Consider the following 15,213-nt stretch of genomic DNA (forward strand, 5'->3'; position numbering starts at 1 on the left):
TAACGATTCATTATACTCCCCTTTTAGATGAAATTTTATCCATAAATGTACTAAAACAAATAGGACCTTATTCTTGTCTTTAAGTGAACAAGAACTTGGTCCCTCATATTGATTATGATATGTTGCAGCGGAATCTGTTGATCATGCATTAACATGCTATACTTAGACTATCAGGTGAAGGAGGTTGTTTTATTGATGGATTGCAGAGCTGGCTGCGCGGCATGTTGTATTGTCATTTCAATTTCATCTCCTATTCCTGGAATGCCTGATGGAAAGCCGGCAGGCATTCGTTGTATACATCTTTCAACCGATAATAGATGCGGCCTGTTCAATAGAGTCGAACGCCCTGCTATATGCAGCAGTCTACGACCTTCGAAAGAGATGTGTGGGCAAACAAATGAGGAAGCTTACACGATTTTACAAGCCCTTGAAGCAGCAACAAAACCTTCTGACCCACATCTCGTTTAAAACATTCTGATTTGCTATTGCATCTAAAGTTCTGGTGGAATATACCACAGCATGGACAGTTCGAATCGTCTATTTACACCAGAAAGGCAGTACAGCCACAAAAAAGGCAGTTCAACCCAGCCTACTGGCGACGTTAAACTACCTTTTTGTGTTTTTCGAACATGGATAGCACGAGCCCGATTTCCGAATGGCATTTACACATCTTTCTCTTGTTTTTTTGCGCTCCGATATTCCGAGGGAGAGAGTCCTGTGTATTTCTTAAAGCAGACACTGAAATACTTGGGATTGCTGAATCCAATCTTACAGGCGATTTCATAGGATTTGAAGTCTTCCCTGCTCATTAAATTCAATGCCTTATTCATCCTAGTTTTCAGCAAATAGTCAGAGAAAGAAGTATTGCCGACTTTTTTTAGAACAGCGCTCAAGTACCCCGTGCTTACATTCACATGGTCAGCTACATCCTGCAGAGACAATACTTCTTGAACATAGTTGCTTTCTATGTATTGAAACACTTTGTTCAACAGCTGCTTTTGTTGACTATCGCGTCTGGAGCAAATTTCCACTATAAGTTCAAGGGTGAAATCCCGAATAGTCGCGGATATTTCCTTAGAGGTTGTCATGGTTTGCAGGTTGGTGCAAAAGTGTGTAAATCCGCCGAACCGTTGTTCCATTTGTGGTGTATGAATCCATTCCCATAGCTCCCGATAAAGTAGAAGCGCAATTTCAGTACCTAAAATATGCAGCTGCTGCAGGGGAACGAACCTTCTGTTCTGTACTTCTTCTATCCCGTCAATGTGCGGCATACGAATATCGGTGATAATTATATCGGGCTTCTGTCTTTCTGCTAGCATAAGAGCTTCTTCTCCATTGCCCGCTGTTCCGGATAAGATAAAGCCATTACCCTCCCAATCGATATTTTTACTTAACCCCCTCCGAATGATAACATCATCGTCCACTATGATCAGCTTGTTCATGTGGCATGCTCCTTTAACCAGCAGGTTGATCCGGAACCTTGCGGATCTTGATCGTTACATGAGTCCCCTCTCCGGGTTCGCTCTTATAGTGAAGACCATAATCGTCTCCATAATTCATTTGCAGCCTTTTGTGAACTTCCAGCGGGGGCTGGGGCTGGCGTAGTTGTCGTCTGTACCGAATTGCCACCACTACAACCCGTAAAAATCAGCGAGAGGCCTGAAGCCACCGTTAACAATTTTAACCATTTCATTCGAGTTCCCCACTTTGTGCAGTGAAAGGATAGTCAAACGGATTCATCCTTGAATCAGGATCCATCAAATATGATATCGAATGCACCGAAAGCCACTATTGAATTCCCCTTGCATATACCTTAATCCGATAGGTAGCATGAAAAATTGCGGTTTATTGATTAGCATCAAACTGAACAGGAACTCATTCCACGCACCGATGTACGTAAAAACGGTCGTTGCAACAATGCCTGGCAATAATATGGGGAAAATAATCAGGAATACTGCCTTGATCCGGCTGCATCCATCTACCATAGCCGCCTCTTCCAGCTGATCCGGAATATTCGATACGAAGCCGCTCATCAATATGGAATTAAAAGGAAGCTGAAAGGTACTGTAAGTAATAATTAGACTGATCGGGTTGCTGTCATGCCAAGCGTTTTGAATATTAGAAACAGAGGGATCAGAAGCATAGCACCAGGTATGAATTGTGTGCAAAGCAGCATGAGGAGAAATGCACGTTTCCCGACAAAACGAAATCTGCTTAACGCATAGCCTGTCATGACGGAAAGGACGAGGACTTCTTACGTGAAAACGTTTACAATGTTATCTAAACCGGCAAAACCATTAGTAGTAAGGCTTGCTTGCGTTATAGTTCTGTAAACTGTAGTAGAAAACATTGAACATGGGATAAAACAAGAATGAAGCAATCAGCAGCACCGACGGAGCGAAGATAACTCCTGATATGGCCCAAGGAATAATGGCAGCCGTTCGGAAGAAGGCGCGAAACTTGAAAGTTTGGTTAAGCAAGAACAAGTAAGGCATCCATTTAATGCGTTCTCTTTTCACCCTATTGGATCTTGGAATGTTCGACTTCAATTCAACCGCTTTAGCCTCCATCGCTTTTGCTCCTCCTCTCTTTTGTGGTAGCTTTATTGTAATTGAAGAAGTCATTCAAATAGAATTAAATAAACTCATCAAATTGTGTAATATTATCATCTCTGATTAAAAAGTAAAACCCCAACTTGGATGAGTTAGGGTTTCTAAGGTGAACTATTCATCTTTTCAAGTTAACCTATATTTACAGAATGATCTTATAAGATCCCGCTTCTCCTAAAAAATCTGCTCTTGTTAATCCTTCTTCTCCGAATAGTTCTATGTAGCTATTTATGGTTCCATCATGTGCTATTATAAAAGCTCTACGAGTCCTTTGATCTCGTATCCACTCGAATAATGCTTATCCTAGCTTTTTAAATCTACTCTCTTCTATATCATTAATACCTTCCATCCACCGATTTTTATTTGTCGTATTACACCACACCTTCCTTTATTCAAGTGTAAAAAGGAAGGTGTTTCCTGTGTAAGAGGTGACTCCCTCCAAAAACGGAAATGAGCTTAGAGTGTAAAACCGCTCATAATACGATTCCACGCATCGTCTGACCCTCTCCAATCATACCCCTGTGGAACTGTAACACAGCAGACACCTTCAAGCTCCCATTTTTCCTCGAACAACATTCGGTTTGGATTAGAATGGTCGTTTACAATCAGCAATCTGAATCTCCCATTCATCAGTGTATTCAGCGCCCTCTTTATTTGCTGCGCTTCCTTCAGAGTAGTGTCAGTGCGGACAAAAAGTATAGGTTTGTTTTGAATGGTGTACTGAAAACGATTGACACGCCGGTCAAGCTTTTCCTTAAAAGCGGGGTAAGCATCCCACCAACGCCCTTGATACAAGGGAAAGTCATGATAGGAAACAACATCGTATACATTATCACTTACAACGAAACATTCCCTCGTTCTGTCAACAAGCTCAAGATTTTGAAAATCCATCAAACCTTTAAACTGCTGATGCAGCAGCTGAACTAAGCCGGGTACGGATCTAGAAGTAAACCAGTCGATCGGACCAGCGGATTGACGCAACCCAATTCTTTTCAATTGATAGGCCGTTTGGCAAGTAGATCCTAAACTCATATAGGTCTTATAACGACCTACACAGTCATTCCATCTCATAACGCTCACTCCCGGCAAACGAATAGTTGAGCCGGCATAGTTAGACATAGGGCCCAGTGTTACCTTATTCCGTTATGGCAAATAAGGTTCGATTGGACTGTAAAAAATTCCTTTACCCTATACGTACCCCGGTATCGGCATGGGATATTGTCGATCAGTTATGAGCGTTATATGATTTCATTATTCTTTCTTGCACACTATATTGCCTTCTTCTTGTAAAACAATGGAAAACCCATTGCTAGTTAGTTCCTTTCTTAATTCTTCTGTCTTAAAATGTCTTCTTTTCGGTAACCACCATTCATTATTAATCATTACAGCATCATTGTACCGCTCCGGTGATATAACCCGTTCATAAACCATAGCAGTTTCAACACAATAGTAATAGTCTTCACCATAGAATCGCGATTCATTATACATAGCTGTTGCAATGATATAGTAACCGGATCTTTTCAATCCCGACCTTATGATGGAGTAAAGTTTGGACCTGTCGCCATCCGTAACAACACTTTGCAAACAGTAATTATCAAGTATAAGGTCATATTCCTTATCAAGTTCTGACATCTCTAATAAATCTTGATTGCTGTAGTTAATTTTTAAATTACGTTCCAATGCTATAGACTTTGCAAGTTCAATAGCAGTTGGTGAAATATCAATTGCATCTACAGTAAATCCTTTTTCAGCTAAAAAACAAGCCCCCGTGCCAGTTCCACATCCATACTCAAATACTCTAGATTCTGTAGCATTAACATCGATCAAATCTAATGCTTTCTCTAAAAATGGTCTCATCATAAAATGGTCAAAATTATAGTTCAGAGGATCATGATATTGATCCCATGCGTGCAAGTTGTCTCTCTTTATTTCCTGATAGGTTTGTTCATGCTCTTCGTAATAATATTTTTTCATGGATATAACCCCTTATCTAAGCACAGGTAATTTCTTTTAAAAAGCGCTATATAAACCCATTTCTTTGACACTTGCTTTATTTAACTCTGATAAGTCATAAGCTACAAATTCAAATAAATTCTTGAGAACAGGTATTTCCTCTTCTTTTAAAGTGTTTAATACTACCTCCATAAAATCATCCCTCATCCCTCTATTTCCTTCAAATAATAAATAATCTCCATCTCTTTAAATAGCTTACGATTTATCTCGTTATATCCATTTCGTTCAAAAAATTTTTGGGCTGGCAGCTGTTGGCTTGTCGTATCTAAAACAAATCTTCTGTAGCCTCTTACTTTTGCTGATTCCTCTAAGGCCGTTAAAATCAACTGTCCAATTCCTCTTCGCTGATATTCCTGATCTATTCTAATTCTCTTTATTTCTGCGGTGTCACTATCATATTTCCTATAAGCACCCATGCTCACTATTCGGTTATTATACATTCCCACAAGGAATTCACCGTTCTTATTTAGGTAATTTTCTTCAATTTGCTCCATATCTTTATCTAGATAAGGGTTACCTATACTTGCACTAAATTGGAGTAGTCCATCTACATGCAATTTCATAACAAATTCTTGATCGGCTTGTTGGTACTGTCTAATAATGATAGACATGCGTTTCCTCCCGTCGTTGTTAAGTATCATTAGCTTGGTTTTCCGATGTTATTGTATTCTACGCCCCAAGAGGCTTGAAGCAGTAAGGCTACCTGTCTCATAGAATTAGAGAGCGGAATTGTTGGCTTGTTTTCTACTCTATAAATGCTTTATTAAGCTTATCCGGACTATTTCATCCCAGATTGGCCCTCGTCTTACTTCCTTGTATCCCAGTTTCTTATTAAGCTCTATAACATGTAAGTTTTGTTCTTCTGTATGTGTGTATATCAAGTTCACATCATTGCTTTTTGCTATTTCTTCAAGTTTTAACTTTAGCATTGTCGCTATTCCGAATCTTCGATAATTTGGATCAACCCATAACTGAAAGATCTCCACAAAGCGTCCGTCTTCCTGAAATAAACTTCGATCTAATTCATGGAATATGGTCTTCCAAGGATAATTCCCATCTCTATTACAAATTGAATACATAATCAATCCGATTCTTCTGCACTTGTCTTTCTTGTCTTCATAAATGAATGCGCCTCTATCTTTTTCCATTACAAATCTCATAATCTTCTCACGATGTAGTTCTAAATCCGCTTCCGTCATCTGAGTTTCACCATTTGAAGTAATACCCTCATCTTTTAAATCTATTTGAACTAAAAAATTCAGGTCAGTAATATCCGCTTTTCTTATCATCATCTCACCACCAATTGCTGGGATTTCTTATAGCGGTTTGTATTTACGATCACTACTTGCCAAGATGCATAAATCAAATATACCACTACCTGTAAAATATGGTAATGGCACAAAACGATCTCAATTAAGTTTTACCTAGGTAGATCAAGAAATGTAAGCTCGGCAGCGGGAAATCTATGTTTTACGACAGGACTTCATGAGGTGCCCTCAAAAAGTTTATTCACTCGTTTCTGTACGTCTCCTACATATGTTTTATTGATTGATTGCTTGTTTTTGTATAGCCCCTTCAGTTCATTAAAAGTATCCTTATTAGTTAGTATTGATCTTTGCTCAACGGATATAAACAATCTATAAATATAAAATAATGAAAATCCCATACACCCCATTGCAATAAAATGTAAAGGAACAAGTAATAGTGGTTTTAACTTACCGAAACAAAACACGGGAATGTAAAACAACACATATAGAAGACATAGATACATCAATTTATAATAGATATTAGGAAGACTAATATTCAATTTCGCTCCCAACTGTCTAAGGCTGAACTCTAAAGTTAATAAGTAAAAAACAATAAAATAGCTAACTAATATAACCGAAACCGAGGAGTATAAAAATAAGTCTTGCTTAAGTATTAATGCTATTCCAATCGGTAACACTGCTAGCATAATGTAAATTAATGTAATGGATAAGGGTTTCAACTTCAAAAGTATCTTCATAATTATCGCTCTCTTTCACTGCCTTCTCTAAATAAATCCACTGTGCCTTACCTTTTTTATGTAGTTAGTTACCACTTCAGCATATTTATCAGGCTCTTCAACCCTTACCGAATGACTGCTTGAGTTGAAGATTATAATCTCACTATCGCTAAATGTATCCTTAAACTCTTTAATTTGTTCATCGCACGTTATAGGATCAAAGTATCCCTTGATTAATAAGGATGGGATACTAATAGCATGAATATCGTCCAATACCGAATGATACACCCTCCAATCATTCAGTAATTTTCGCCTTGTATTATTGGATTTACCCCATAAACTCTTAGACTCTACACTTGCTCCAACGATTCGATTGATTACTTTTTTATCTTCACCATGCCAAAAAATAACTCCGTCATCGCCAAGATCTCTAAAAGCACTGTTCATAAGCTGATGAATGTCTTTATAGTCATCGATTTCATTAAGAGCCTCTAAATAATAGTTTGATTTTTCTTGCTCACCTATTCTTTCAAGTTCATTTGAAACCGCTCTAATAAGCGATCGTTCAGATAGCGCAAAATTAAAAGTCGGTCCTTCAAACACAAGGCATTCTATCGACTTGGGATACATAGATGCATAAAGTGCAGCAATATATCCCCCAAAGGAATGGCTCACAACTGACCATTTTGGAATGCCCAGATGGATACGTATCTCCTCAAAATCATCAACTATATCCTCAAGTGTGATCTCTTCATCGTCCTCAATCGCCTCGGATCTCCAGACCCCTCGTTGGTCCACAGCAACTAACATAAAATTAGTACTTAATCTACTTCCTTGATATTGAACAAAATCCGTGCACCCCACTACACCTGGTCCTCCATGAATGTACAAAATTACTGGTAATCCTTCTTGCCCTATAACTTCAATAAAAATCTCTTTACCCCTAATTGTTCGATACATACCCATCGTTGTAAAAACATCCTCACATCATTATTTCATTCACTTAAAATCTGTTTTACCAGTTGATACAGTAAAAATATACAAATCGAAAGACTTACAAATAATAAATAGGTATTGATATTGAAGTATTGATTGTTCACATGGATTGTTACTCCTGTCGTAATTGAGTTTATATATGGCCAATCTATATGTCCAAATTTCTCTTCATATACTTGAGCCAAAAAGTTCCGATAATTATGAAGGCTAGTTAATTGATAATTGATTCCTATAAGAAAATGACTCATGATCAAGAGGAGCCCTATGAAAATTGTTTTGAAAGATATCTTTTTGTCTTTAAACACATATATCCATTGAGCCAGCATTACAACAAATAAAATGACTAAAGGAATAAAGAGTAGGATAGCAGGATTACCATTGCCAGAGCTGCGTCCGGGAGTAGTAGTCATAATATATCCGAGCATAAATAGAAAGAAAACCATCACTAAATTTATGATAATTAATAATTTTGCTTTCATAGCTCCTCCCTGACTTTTTTCACAATATTAATCTGCCGTTATACGATCCGTTTTCTTCAACATATCGCACCCTTAAATTGAGTAAATTACTATCCTTTTAGATTCGCTTTCAAAATTATGTTCTTTACAAACTCTGTCTTCGCTTCCGCATAAGCGTGTTTATTAGTATTAAATGTTTTTGAAAGTTCTTCTTTAAGTTCCTGATATTCTTGTCTGGATATCTTATCACTGTTTAAATAATCCCTAAATAAGAGCTGTTCCTTTAAGTACCGATTATTTTTCTCATACATGTGTATTTGATGTGTTCTCGGCTCTCCCTTATTAAAATAATGTCTTTCAGGTAATAGGTTTATTCCGTGGTATGAGTAACCAAGCTCTTCTAAACCAGCAACATATAACAACCCGTCATCAAAATGATTTATTTCAATAGCCATATCAATAATCGGTTTAGCACTGATACCCTTTATTGAAGTACTTCCAATATGATGCATACGCACATTTAATTTCGTTAATTTCTTGTTTATCTTCTCTCTCTCAAATTCATACTCTTGAATCCATTTTTCTGTCCATGGAACTAGAAAGACCTGCCCTTTTGGTAATCCAAGCATTCGATACCTCCTTAAAAATTGGTTTATTATTTTATATCCTATAATCTCTTTTTAGAATTGCAAATATCACTGCATCAACAAACCGATTCTTCTCATAAAAATAATCCTTTAAATACCCTTCTTCTTTTAACCCAATTTTCTCAAGTAGCTTCCTTGAACTTATATTATCTGGGTCTATAAATGCTTCAATTCGATTCAGTTCAAGCTCTCTAAACCCATATGGTAATAAGGCCTCTAGTGCTTCCGTCATGATTCCTTGTTGCCAATATTCTGGTGCTAATTCATACCCTATTTCTGCTTTAAAGTGTTCATTCGACCAATTATGAAAGCCGCATGTACCAATGATCTTATCCTCAGATTTAATTGTAATTCCCCATCTTACTCCTTTTTTTTCTTGAAACCGCTTGTTCCATGTATGTATTAGCTCCTCTGATTGACCAATCTCGGTAAAGCTTTCTAAATCATAGTATTTAGTTACTTCGTCTTTCGAAAAGTACTGAAATAAGTCTCTAGAATCTTCTGTTATTAATTGTCTTAATAGTAGTCTTTCCGTTTCCAATAGAGGGAAGGATATCATTTTGGGCACTCCAATCGTCTTTAGGTGATTTTAACTAATGTTCTAGTGTAACGCGTCACCAACTTATAAAACGTTGTGATAGCGTTTAATAGAATCTCATCAAGTGACCTTCTAATCTCACTTAATATTGTCTTTGTTTAATTTCATTGAATAGCTTCCTTCCGATCCATCACTAGTAATAATCAATTTGTATGTTCCTTTTTCTTGTGCTTTATAATCAATAATTCCTATTGTATTCTTAATTATTATTTCTTCCCATTTAACGATTTTATCTTTATCTATTATTACTAGTTTAATATCTCCTTGTAATACATTAATTTCATAATCAGCTCTTATAGTCTCATTTTCCTGAACTTTTATTGAGCTTATTTGTTTAGTTCCTTTAAAAGACTTTTAGCTACAACTTTCCCGTATTGATTTAGCTTCAGTAATCGAAGAGCAATTATTCCATACTGTTGATGAAGAGTACTCAATTTCTTTAGAAGATAAATAGTGAACAGAAGACAAAGTAATCAAAAAAATGATTAATGGTGTTAATATTATGTGCATTTTATACTTCATTGAAATTACCTACTCCATATATGTATTATCTAATATTCTTTCGACGAATTGCAGATACGTTGTATTCCAGAACCCTCACTGGCTTAGCGTAGCGGCGGGTCCGACGGAATTAGCCAGTGCAGGATTAACCTCCTCGAAATTCCTCTTGCAGACTAAGAGGCAAAAGCCTGAGCGGGAACATCTATCAGGGACCATCTCTGAGTTGTTATTTAATTCTTGTCATTATTATATTCATACTTATTGACAATCTCATTAAATGTCTCTAAATCGACCTTTAAAGAATCTATAATAGTATCTAGTTCATACTACGAATATTCATTACATTTCCAAAAATCTTCATCAATACTAACAACAGCATTTAGTAGGTCCCCTGCATATAGGTTTCCTGAACAAAATGGATCTCTGGCAAGTCTATATAATACTATTGGAAGCAAAAACCCTAGACTCCTCTGCTGCAATATTATCAATCTTAAATCTTCATTAGTCCAGTATTTTAAAGGTAATTTTCTTAGTTCATGTACTTTCCTGATAAGTCCTGTTGAATGAGTTGGAGCTTCCAGCCATTCAACACTGCCTGATTACTTTCCGAGAAACTTCCGATGGATCTAGATCGGCATAGCGAGCTACAGCCTGAATGCATTTTTATAAAATGTCCCCGCCTTTAATGAGAGGCATTCAAAGTAAACTTTCATTTAAATGTATATTGTTCTTCAATATGCTCTTTACTCTTGTAATTGTATTTGCATTTTTAGACAGACCAACAAATCTATTAAGTAATAGCCATCTAAGGCAAGCTATTGCCTCAAATAATTCTAGTTCTTCATTTGTATATTGATTTTGCGACAGATAGGCAGAAAGATATATGGAACCATACCTTTCTCCAACATAAATCTTCATTAGAACAATTGACCATGCAATATCATATCTCGGGTCACCAATTTGCCCGTTTGTCCAATCTATTATTGTGTACTTGTCTTCTGTTTCCAAAATATTTCCTAAATTAAAATCACCATGAATAAGGTAATCTTGTTTAAGATTCGCACTTTCAAGAAGCTGGATCAATAGATTCTTAATGTCCTGATGTTCTTCAATTTTCGGGTAAAAGTAGCTGACAAAATCATGTTTTTGAAGTGTTGAATTATCCAAATCTTCATATGGAAACCTATGAATATCGGTTAATATCTTCGCAAGTATAGTAAGTTTAGACTTATTTACTTTATTAATAGGTGCCCCGTCAAAACTCGTTAATAAAACCTGATTTTTATTTTTATCTAAACCCCAACCAAAAGGCTTTGAAACTGATAGTCCTCGGTTATAAAGAACATCTAACAACCTATACTGACAATTAACGTCTGGATTTGAATCCCTATTCCATACTTTTAGTACAAAGCTTGATTCACCTGTACATATCTTTGTCACTTCTGCTTCAAGTCCAGAATCCAAAGGGATGATGGTAAATGAACTTCCCTGTTCTAGCATTGAATCAATTTCTTTGCTTTTTACCATCCAGTTAACATCTCTAATTGGATCTCCCATGGCTTCTCTTCCTTTCGCGGGGATTTGTTATAACGTTGTTGTATTTACGAACCCTACTGCCTTAAGGCACGTAGCGCTGGGTCTGACGGGCTTGGGTGGTTCAGGATTGTCTACATGAGAACGCTTCCTCTGATGCCTCTCTACAGACCAAAGGGAATAGGCCCCACAGCGTAGATACCGTGCTATCTGATGGATACGACACCTCGAACTATCAAAAAAATGTATTATATTGTAATTTACTATAGGTTTCCTAAATTGACTATCCATTCTTTCTTATTATGTTTGATATAGTTTACAAATTCGGTTTTTGAAATTCCATCGAGTAATTCGTAAATCTCTGTTCTGAAAGTATTAATTGTTATAAATATTATTGCTAGAGATTCTCCACAACTTGCTTTGATCATATCATCAACATTGTTATCTCTAGCCGTATAGAGTAATGCAAAAATAATCTCGTTGTTAGAGTAATTACTTAAATCAATAGCTGCATCATCCCTCTCGGCATCTGAGGCAGTAGTATCTATAAGAATGTCAATTAATTTCTTCCACTTTGGCATAAATTTCCCCCCTTCTAATTAGTGTTTCAAAGGTTTTTATGCTGTTTCAGTTTTTACGTATCTATCAGATAACGTTTGTGTGTTCCCGAACCGTAACTGGCTCTAGCCGCGGCGGGTAGCTCCGCCACTAACCAGTGCAGGGTTCTCTTCTGATTATGCTTCTCCGAAATTCATTTTAAAGACCAAGAGGCGTAAGCCCAGCAGCGGGAATACGGTGTTATCGGATGTCTTCGCCTTCTTGGATTAGACTTTCTAAAAACACTAAAAGTTTTTGTATTCTTCAGTTATTGCTAGTCCAATTTGGTAAATTAATAAAACAATTAGATAAATAGTTCCTATAGGTATAAATTCAGTAAGAAAATACTTCGTTAGGGGTTTATATATTATTTGTTGGTTCTTGTTTCTATTAATATCTACTTTAATTAATGATTGAATTAATCCAATAAACAAAAGAAAGCCTGTCAACCATGTTATAAATTCAGCAAGCAAACCTCCGTATTCATCATGCAAACTAAAGTAAATTATAGCTTTCTCTTCAAACATTAGGCCTGCCACAAGAAAAGCTAACAAAATTATTGTCTTAATATTTGCGAAGATTTCCGATAACGTTGTTGCACTCCCGACGCCACAGCACCTTAAAGCTAGCATGGATCCATAAGCGAAGCTGGCTTCCAACTGGCCGCGACTGCGGTTTGGTGGTGCAGGTGTGTCGCTTGGCTCCCCCACCTCGAAATGCTTCTGGCGACTAAAGATTGTAAGTCCCGCTGCAGGAATGCGGTGTTAGCTGAAGTACCCGACTTCTTGACATAATAACAGAATCATTTCAAGAGTGTTTTATAAGTTCCTTTGCTTATTTGATCTAATAACTTCGGGAATATCTCAATTACAGTGATTTTCTGTAACTCCCCCTCTTTATCCTCAACCTAGTAAATCAAATCCTGAAGTAATACCATCGTAATAAAACCCTAAAATCTTCACAGCCTACGCTGCTTCAGCCCTTCTCATTATAACAATCATTGTAAATATTGGAAATTAAAAAACTCCTCATGAAATGATGCGTACTACATCCACCGGCTACATTTTTTGGAATGCTAATATGATTCATAAATTTTCCCAAGCAATGACGATCATTACTATAATCAACTCATTGAATATACAGTCTATTAAATATATAGTTAAAGACAGGGTTCAGCCAGCATCACCGCCTTCTACGGATGAATGCTTTGGCAGAGGTGTGCTGAATCACCGAGCGAACATGGAACATGCTAAAAAAGGAGTGAATGGAAACCATGATTGAACACATTCGCATGAATAATGTCCAACGTTTTACTGGATTCGGGGCACTCTACGATGAGAATCGGCCTACTGCCCCACATGAGGTTGTTAAGCTTTTAACCACCTACTTGCAACGCAAGCCACAAACGGTAGTTGACGTGGGCTGTGGCACCGGCCTTTCTTCTTTTCTATGGTTGGATGAAGCTGATTACATCTTAGGAGTTGAGCCGAGTGACGATATGCGCTCAGTAGCCTTAGCCAAATGGGAAGCAATCAATAAGCCGGACAAGCTGCAATTTGTCAGCGGTCTTTCCCATCAATTGGAAGTACCTTCGGCATCTGTCGACATCCTTACCTGCTCGCAATCGTTTCATTGGATGGAGCCGCAAAGCACACTTCGCGAGTTTGCCCGCGTGCTTCGGCCAGGCGGCGTGTTCGCCGCTTACGATTGTGATTGGCCTCCAGCGATCGATTGGACAATTGAAGAGCAATACCTGAGGATTAATGCACTTGGTGATACTCGCGCAGCGGAGCTAGCACAAGGTGAACAGCAAGCATTTAAATGGAATAAAGACGAGCATCTACAAAATATTCGCAACTCCGGCTTATTTCGATATTCCAGGGAAATCGTCTTTCATCATTGGGAAACATGCGATGCGACACGCTATGTAAATATTGCATTAAGCCAAGGTGGCCTGCAAACCGCATTGAAGCTGGGCGCGGACGAGCTGCATGAGGAGGTTGCTGCATTTCGTGAATTGGTGGCACAGGTATTTGCAGGTGAAGAAAGGCAGATTTTATTTAGCTATCGAATGCGTCTGGGTATTGTTTAGCCAAGAACAACTGTGTCCGACGTGAGTTTCAATTTACATGGAACCGTCATCAAGCTGGCACAATTAACAGAACGTTCTCTAGCGAAAACGCTATCAAATGCGGCAATGTGCGTACGGGATTCGCGCGCGTTCGAAACGGATTCTTCTAATAAATCAGTAAGCTAAATAATAAAAAAGCGGCAGCCTTGAACTGAAAATAAAGTTCAAGACTGCCCTTTTTATCGGCTATCGTTCCATTTTATTACACCAAGAAACCTGTTCCTTCCATTTTACTACAGGATACTTCAAGAGCCATCGGCGAACGATTGTCCTTTTGCCGCGAGGGCCCGACGGATCAGATCGATTCCCTTGGGTCCCATACCATGCAGCTTCAAAACCTCTGACTCGGCGAGTTTACTGAACTGGTCAAGCTGTATGTATCCAGCCCTAGCAAGAGCTCGAAGTGCCGGCTTGCTCAGCCCTGTAGGAAGGTCGGACTCCGGCTCATCACGTGTTTCCAATGCACTGGGTCCATTGTTTGAGTTTTTTGACATACTGGGTTCACCTCACCTTTCTCAGAAAATGTATCATCAAATTTCATGAACTTTACGTTTAATCCATGTTTAGTCCATTTATCTATATTCCCTTTTTGTCTATTCCCCGCAATGATTACAAAATAACATATATACTCCTTTTCCTACTATCGGCTCAAATCCAAGGTTTTGATACAAGTAGCGAGCTGTTTATTGTCATCATCCGTTTCGAGCTGTAAGCGAGATGCTTTTTTCTCAATGGCTAAATCAATGGCATATTGCATCAACGCTCTACCTACCCCTTTATTCCTATACTTCGGTGATGAATAAAGAGGATCTATACGCAGCACCGGATAACCTTTGGACATTGAAAAGCCCCACGAAAGGACAATAAACCCCACTAATTCTTGCTCATGCTTCGCCAAAAAACACTGCGCTATATTATTATTGTGCATCAAACGATTTAAAGTCTGCTCACAAGCTTCAAGCTGCCCTATCGAAAAGTCAGTCTCATCTACCCCATTGGATGAAGAATTAATGTAACCCGTTATCAAACCTCTAGCTTTAAGAACATGGGACTCATTCAAAGGTATGATTTCAATATTCATTTACGATAACCCCCTCATTTATACAATACATTCAATGTTAAATATTTCCTCTTTTTTCCACCATT

The 15,213-nt window shown here is 37.8% G+C and carries 21 protein-coding genes; 2 read left to right on the forward strand and 19 right to left on the reverse strand.

Annotated elements, in window-relative coordinates:
• Positions 1–195 precede the first annotated feature (195 nt).
• Entirely contained in the window at positions 196–468 is a 273-nt protein-coding gene (locus tag GC093_RS08645) for a YkgJ family cysteine cluster protein (protein ID WP_171651674.1), read from the forward strand.
• Positions 469–662: 194 nt separating this feature from the next.
• Here the strand turns inward: GC093_RS08645 and GC093_RS08650 are convergent, their stop codons facing one another.
• From GC093_RS08650 to GC093_RS08725, 17 genes are all read right to left on the reverse strand, one after another.
• Positions 663–1,442 (reverse strand): helix-turn-helix domain-containing protein, encoded by a 780-nt coding sequence (locus GC093_RS08650; RefSeq protein ID WP_171651463.1) that lies wholly within the window; start codon positions 1,440–1,442, stop codon positions 663–665.
• Positions 1,443–1,455: 13 nt separating this feature from the next.
• Positions 1,456–1,629, reverse strand: a complete 174-nt coding sequence (locus GC093_RS08655) for a sensor histidine kinase (protein ID WP_171651464.1) — start codon at positions 1,627–1,629, stop codon at positions 1,456–1,458.
• Positions 1,630–1,757: 128 nt separating this feature from the next.
• Entirely contained in the window at positions 1,758–2,168 is a 411-nt protein-coding gene (locus GC093_RS08660; RefSeq protein WP_246313950.1) for an ABC transporter permease subunit, read from the reverse strand.
• 129 nt (positions 2,169–2,297) lie between these two features.
• Positions 2,298–2,570 carry a sugar ABC transporter permease gene (locus tag GC093_RS08665; protein ID WP_171651465.1) on the reverse strand — a complete coding sequence of 91 codons (273 nt, stop codon included), beginning with the start codon at positions 2,568–2,570 and terminating at the stop codon, positions 2,298–2,300.
• A gap of 495 nt (positions 2,571–3,065) precedes the next feature.
• Positions 3,066–3,680: a DUF1796 family putative cysteine peptidase gene (locus GC093_RS08670; protein WP_171651466.1), complete on the reverse strand. Its 615-nt coding sequence runs from the start codon at positions 3,678–3,680 to the stop codon at positions 3,066–3,068.
• A gap of 180 nt (positions 3,681–3,860) precedes the next feature.
• A complete protein-coding gene (locus GC093_RS08675; RefSeq protein ID WP_171651467.1) occupies positions 3,861–4,583 on the reverse strand; it encodes a class I SAM-dependent methyltransferase in 723 nt (240 codons plus the stop codon).
• Between the two features lie 36 nt (positions 4,584–4,619).
• Positions 4,620–4,754 (reverse strand): hypothetical protein, encoded by a 135-nt coding sequence (locus GC093_RS36330; RefSeq protein WP_281365200.1) that lies wholly within the window; start codon positions 4,752–4,754, stop codon positions 4,620–4,622.
• Between the two features lie 11 nt (positions 4,755–4,765).
• Positions 4,766–5,233, reverse strand: coding sequence for a GNAT family N-acetyltransferase (locus GC093_RS08680; RefSeq protein WP_171651468.1), 468 nt, complete (start codon positions 5,231–5,233; stop codon positions 4,766–4,768).
• Positions 5,234–5,371: 138 nt separating this feature from the next.
• Positions 5,372–5,911 carry a GNAT family N-acetyltransferase gene (locus GC093_RS08685; protein WP_171651469.1) on the reverse strand — a complete coding sequence of 180 codons (540 nt, stop codon included), beginning with the start codon at positions 5,909–5,911 and terminating at the stop codon, positions 5,372–5,374.
• 743 nt (positions 5,912–6,654) lie between these two features.
• Entirely contained in the window at positions 6,655–7,572 is a 918-nt protein-coding gene (locus tag GC093_RS08690; protein ID WP_171651470.1) for an alpha/beta fold hydrolase, read from the reverse strand.
• Positions 7,573–7,601: 29 nt separating this feature from the next.
• The gene (locus GC093_RS08695) at positions 7,602–8,081 is read right to left on the reverse strand and encodes a hypothetical protein (protein WP_171651471.1); all 480 of its coding nucleotides are present in this window, start codon (positions 8,079–8,081) and stop codon (positions 7,602–7,604) included.
• Positions 8,082–8,170: 89 nt separating this feature from the next.
• Complete coding sequence (locus GC093_RS08700; RefSeq protein WP_171651472.1) at positions 8,171–8,689, reverse strand: GrpB family protein; 519 nt, start codon at positions 8,687–8,689, stop codon at positions 8,171–8,173.
• Between the two features lie 31 nt (positions 8,690–8,720).
• Entirely contained in the window at positions 8,721–9,266 is a 546-nt protein-coding gene (locus GC093_RS08705; protein WP_171651473.1) for a GNAT family N-acetyltransferase, read from the reverse strand.
• 866 nt (positions 9,267–10,132) lie between these two features.
• A complete protein-coding gene (locus GC093_RS36875) occupies positions 10,133–10,387 on the reverse strand; it encodes a contact-dependent growth inhibition system immunity protein (RefSeq protein WP_171651675.1) in 255 nt (84 codons plus the stop codon).
• 115 nt (positions 10,388–10,502) lie between these two features.
• Positions 10,503–11,363 carry an aminoglycoside phosphotransferase family protein gene (locus GC093_RS08715; protein ID WP_171651474.1) on the reverse strand — a complete coding sequence of 287 codons (861 nt, stop codon included), beginning with the start codon at positions 11,361–11,363 and terminating at the stop codon, positions 10,503–10,505.
• Positions 11,364–11,602: 239 nt separating this feature from the next.
• The gene (locus GC093_RS08720; RefSeq protein ID WP_171651475.1) at positions 11,603–11,920 is read right to left on the reverse strand and encodes a hypothetical protein; all 318 of its coding nucleotides are present in this window, start codon (positions 11,918–11,920) and stop codon (positions 11,603–11,605) included.
• Between the two features lie 261 nt (positions 11,921–12,181).
• The gene (locus GC093_RS08725) at positions 12,182–12,646 is read right to left on the reverse strand and encodes a hypothetical protein (RefSeq protein WP_171651476.1); all 465 of its coding nucleotides are present in this window, start codon (positions 12,644–12,646) and stop codon (positions 12,182–12,184) included.
• A gap of 563 nt (positions 12,647–13,209) precedes the next feature.
• On the opposite strand from GC093_RS08725, the gene GC093_RS08730 reads away from it, so the two are divergent.
• Complete coding sequence (locus tag GC093_RS08730) at positions 13,210–14,028, forward strand: class I SAM-dependent methyltransferase (protein WP_171651477.1); 819 nt, start codon at positions 13,210–13,212, stop codon at positions 14,026–14,028.
• 284 nt (positions 14,029–14,312) lie between these two features.
• Here the strand turns inward: GC093_RS08730 and GC093_RS08735 are convergent, their stop codons facing one another.
• Together GC093_RS08735 and GC093_RS08740 are read right to left on the reverse strand one after the other, a co-directional pair.
• The gene (locus GC093_RS08735; protein WP_171651478.1) at positions 14,313–14,561 is read right to left on the reverse strand and encodes a helix-hairpin-helix domain-containing protein; all 249 of its coding nucleotides are present in this window, start codon (positions 14,559–14,561) and stop codon (positions 14,313–14,315) included.
• 146 nt (positions 14,562–14,707) lie between these two features.
• Positions 14,708–15,148 (reverse strand): GNAT family N-acetyltransferase, encoded by a 441-nt coding sequence (locus GC093_RS08740; protein ID WP_246313951.1) that lies wholly within the window; start codon positions 15,146–15,148, stop codon positions 14,708–14,710.
• Between the last annotated feature and the right edge of the window lie 65 nt (positions 15,149–15,213).

The sequence above is a fragment of the Paenibacillus foliorum genome (genome assembly GCF_013141765.1).
Classification (GTDB): Bacteria; Bacillota; Bacilli; order Paenibacillales; family NBRC-103111; genus Paenibacillus_S; species Paenibacillus_S foliorum.

What these genes read in the sequence shown, in the direction of transcription:
- GC093_RS08645 (WP_171651674.1), top strand. Translation starts at nt 196, where the DNA reads ATGGATTGCAGAGCTGGCTGCGCGGCATGTTGTATTGTCATTTCAATT.
- GC093_RS08650 (WP_171651463.1), bottom strand. Translation starts at nt 1,442, where the DNA reads ATGAACAAGCTGATCATAGTGGACGATGATGTTATCATTCGGAGGGGG.
- GC093_RS08665 (WP_171651465.1), bottom strand. Translation starts at nt 2,570, where the DNA reads ATGGAGGCTAAAGCGGTTGAATTGAAGTCGAACATTCCAAGATCCAAT.
- GC093_RS08670 (WP_171651466.1), bottom strand. Translation starts at nt 3,680, where the DNA reads ATGAGATGGAATGACTGTGTAGGTCGTTATAAGACCTATATGAGTTTA.
- GC093_RS08675 (WP_171651467.1), bottom strand. Translation starts at nt 4,583, where the DNA reads ATGAAAAAATATTATTACGAAGAGCATGAACAAACCTATCAGGAAATA.
- GC093_RS36330 (WP_281365200.1), bottom strand. Translation starts at nt 4,754, where the DNA reads ATGGAGGTAGTATTAAACACTTTAAAAGAAGAGGAAATACCTGTTCTC.
- GC093_RS08680 (WP_171651468.1), bottom strand. Translation starts at nt 5,233, where the DNA reads ATGTCTATCATTATTAGACAGTACCAACAAGCCGATCAAGAATTTGTT.
- GC093_RS08685 (WP_171651469.1), bottom strand. Translation starts at nt 5,911, where the DNA reads ATGATAAGAAAAGCGGATATTACTGACCTGAATTTTTTAGTTCAAATA.
- GC093_RS08690 (WP_171651470.1), bottom strand. Translation starts at nt 7,572, where the DNA reads ATGGGTATGTATCGAACAATTAGGGGTAAAGAGATTTTTATTGAAGTT.
- GC093_RS08695 (WP_171651471.1), bottom strand. Translation starts at nt 8,081, where the DNA reads ATGAAAGCAAAATTATTAATTATCATAAATTTAGTGATGGTTTTCTTT.
- GC093_RS08700 (WP_171651472.1), bottom strand. Translation starts at nt 8,689, where the DNA reads ATGCTTGGATTACCAAAAGGGCAGGTCTTTCTAGTTCCATGGACAGAA.
- GC093_RS08705 (WP_171651473.1), bottom strand. Translation starts at nt 9,266, where the DNA reads ATGATATCCTTCCCTCTATTGGAAACGGAAAGACTACTATTAAGACAA.
- GC093_RS08715 (WP_171651474.1), bottom strand. Translation starts at nt 11,363, where the DNA reads ATGGGAGATCCAATTAGAGATGTTAACTGGATGGTAAAAAGCAAAGAA.
- GC093_RS08720 (WP_171651475.1), bottom strand. Translation starts at nt 11,920, where the DNA reads ATGCCAAAGTGGAAGAAATTAATTGACATTCTTATAGATACTACTGCC.
- GC093_RS08730 (WP_171651477.1), top strand. Translation starts at nt 13,210, where the DNA reads ATGATTGAACACATTCGCATGAATAATGTCCAACGTTTTACTGGATTC.
- GC093_RS08735 (WP_171651478.1), bottom strand. Translation starts at nt 14,561, where the DNA reads ATGTCAAAAAACTCAAACAATGGACCCAGTGCATTGGAAACACGTGAT.
- GC093_RS08740 (WP_246313951.1), bottom strand. Translation starts at nt 15,148, where the DNA reads ATGAATATTGAAATCATACCTTTGAATGAGTCCCATGTTCTTAAAGCT.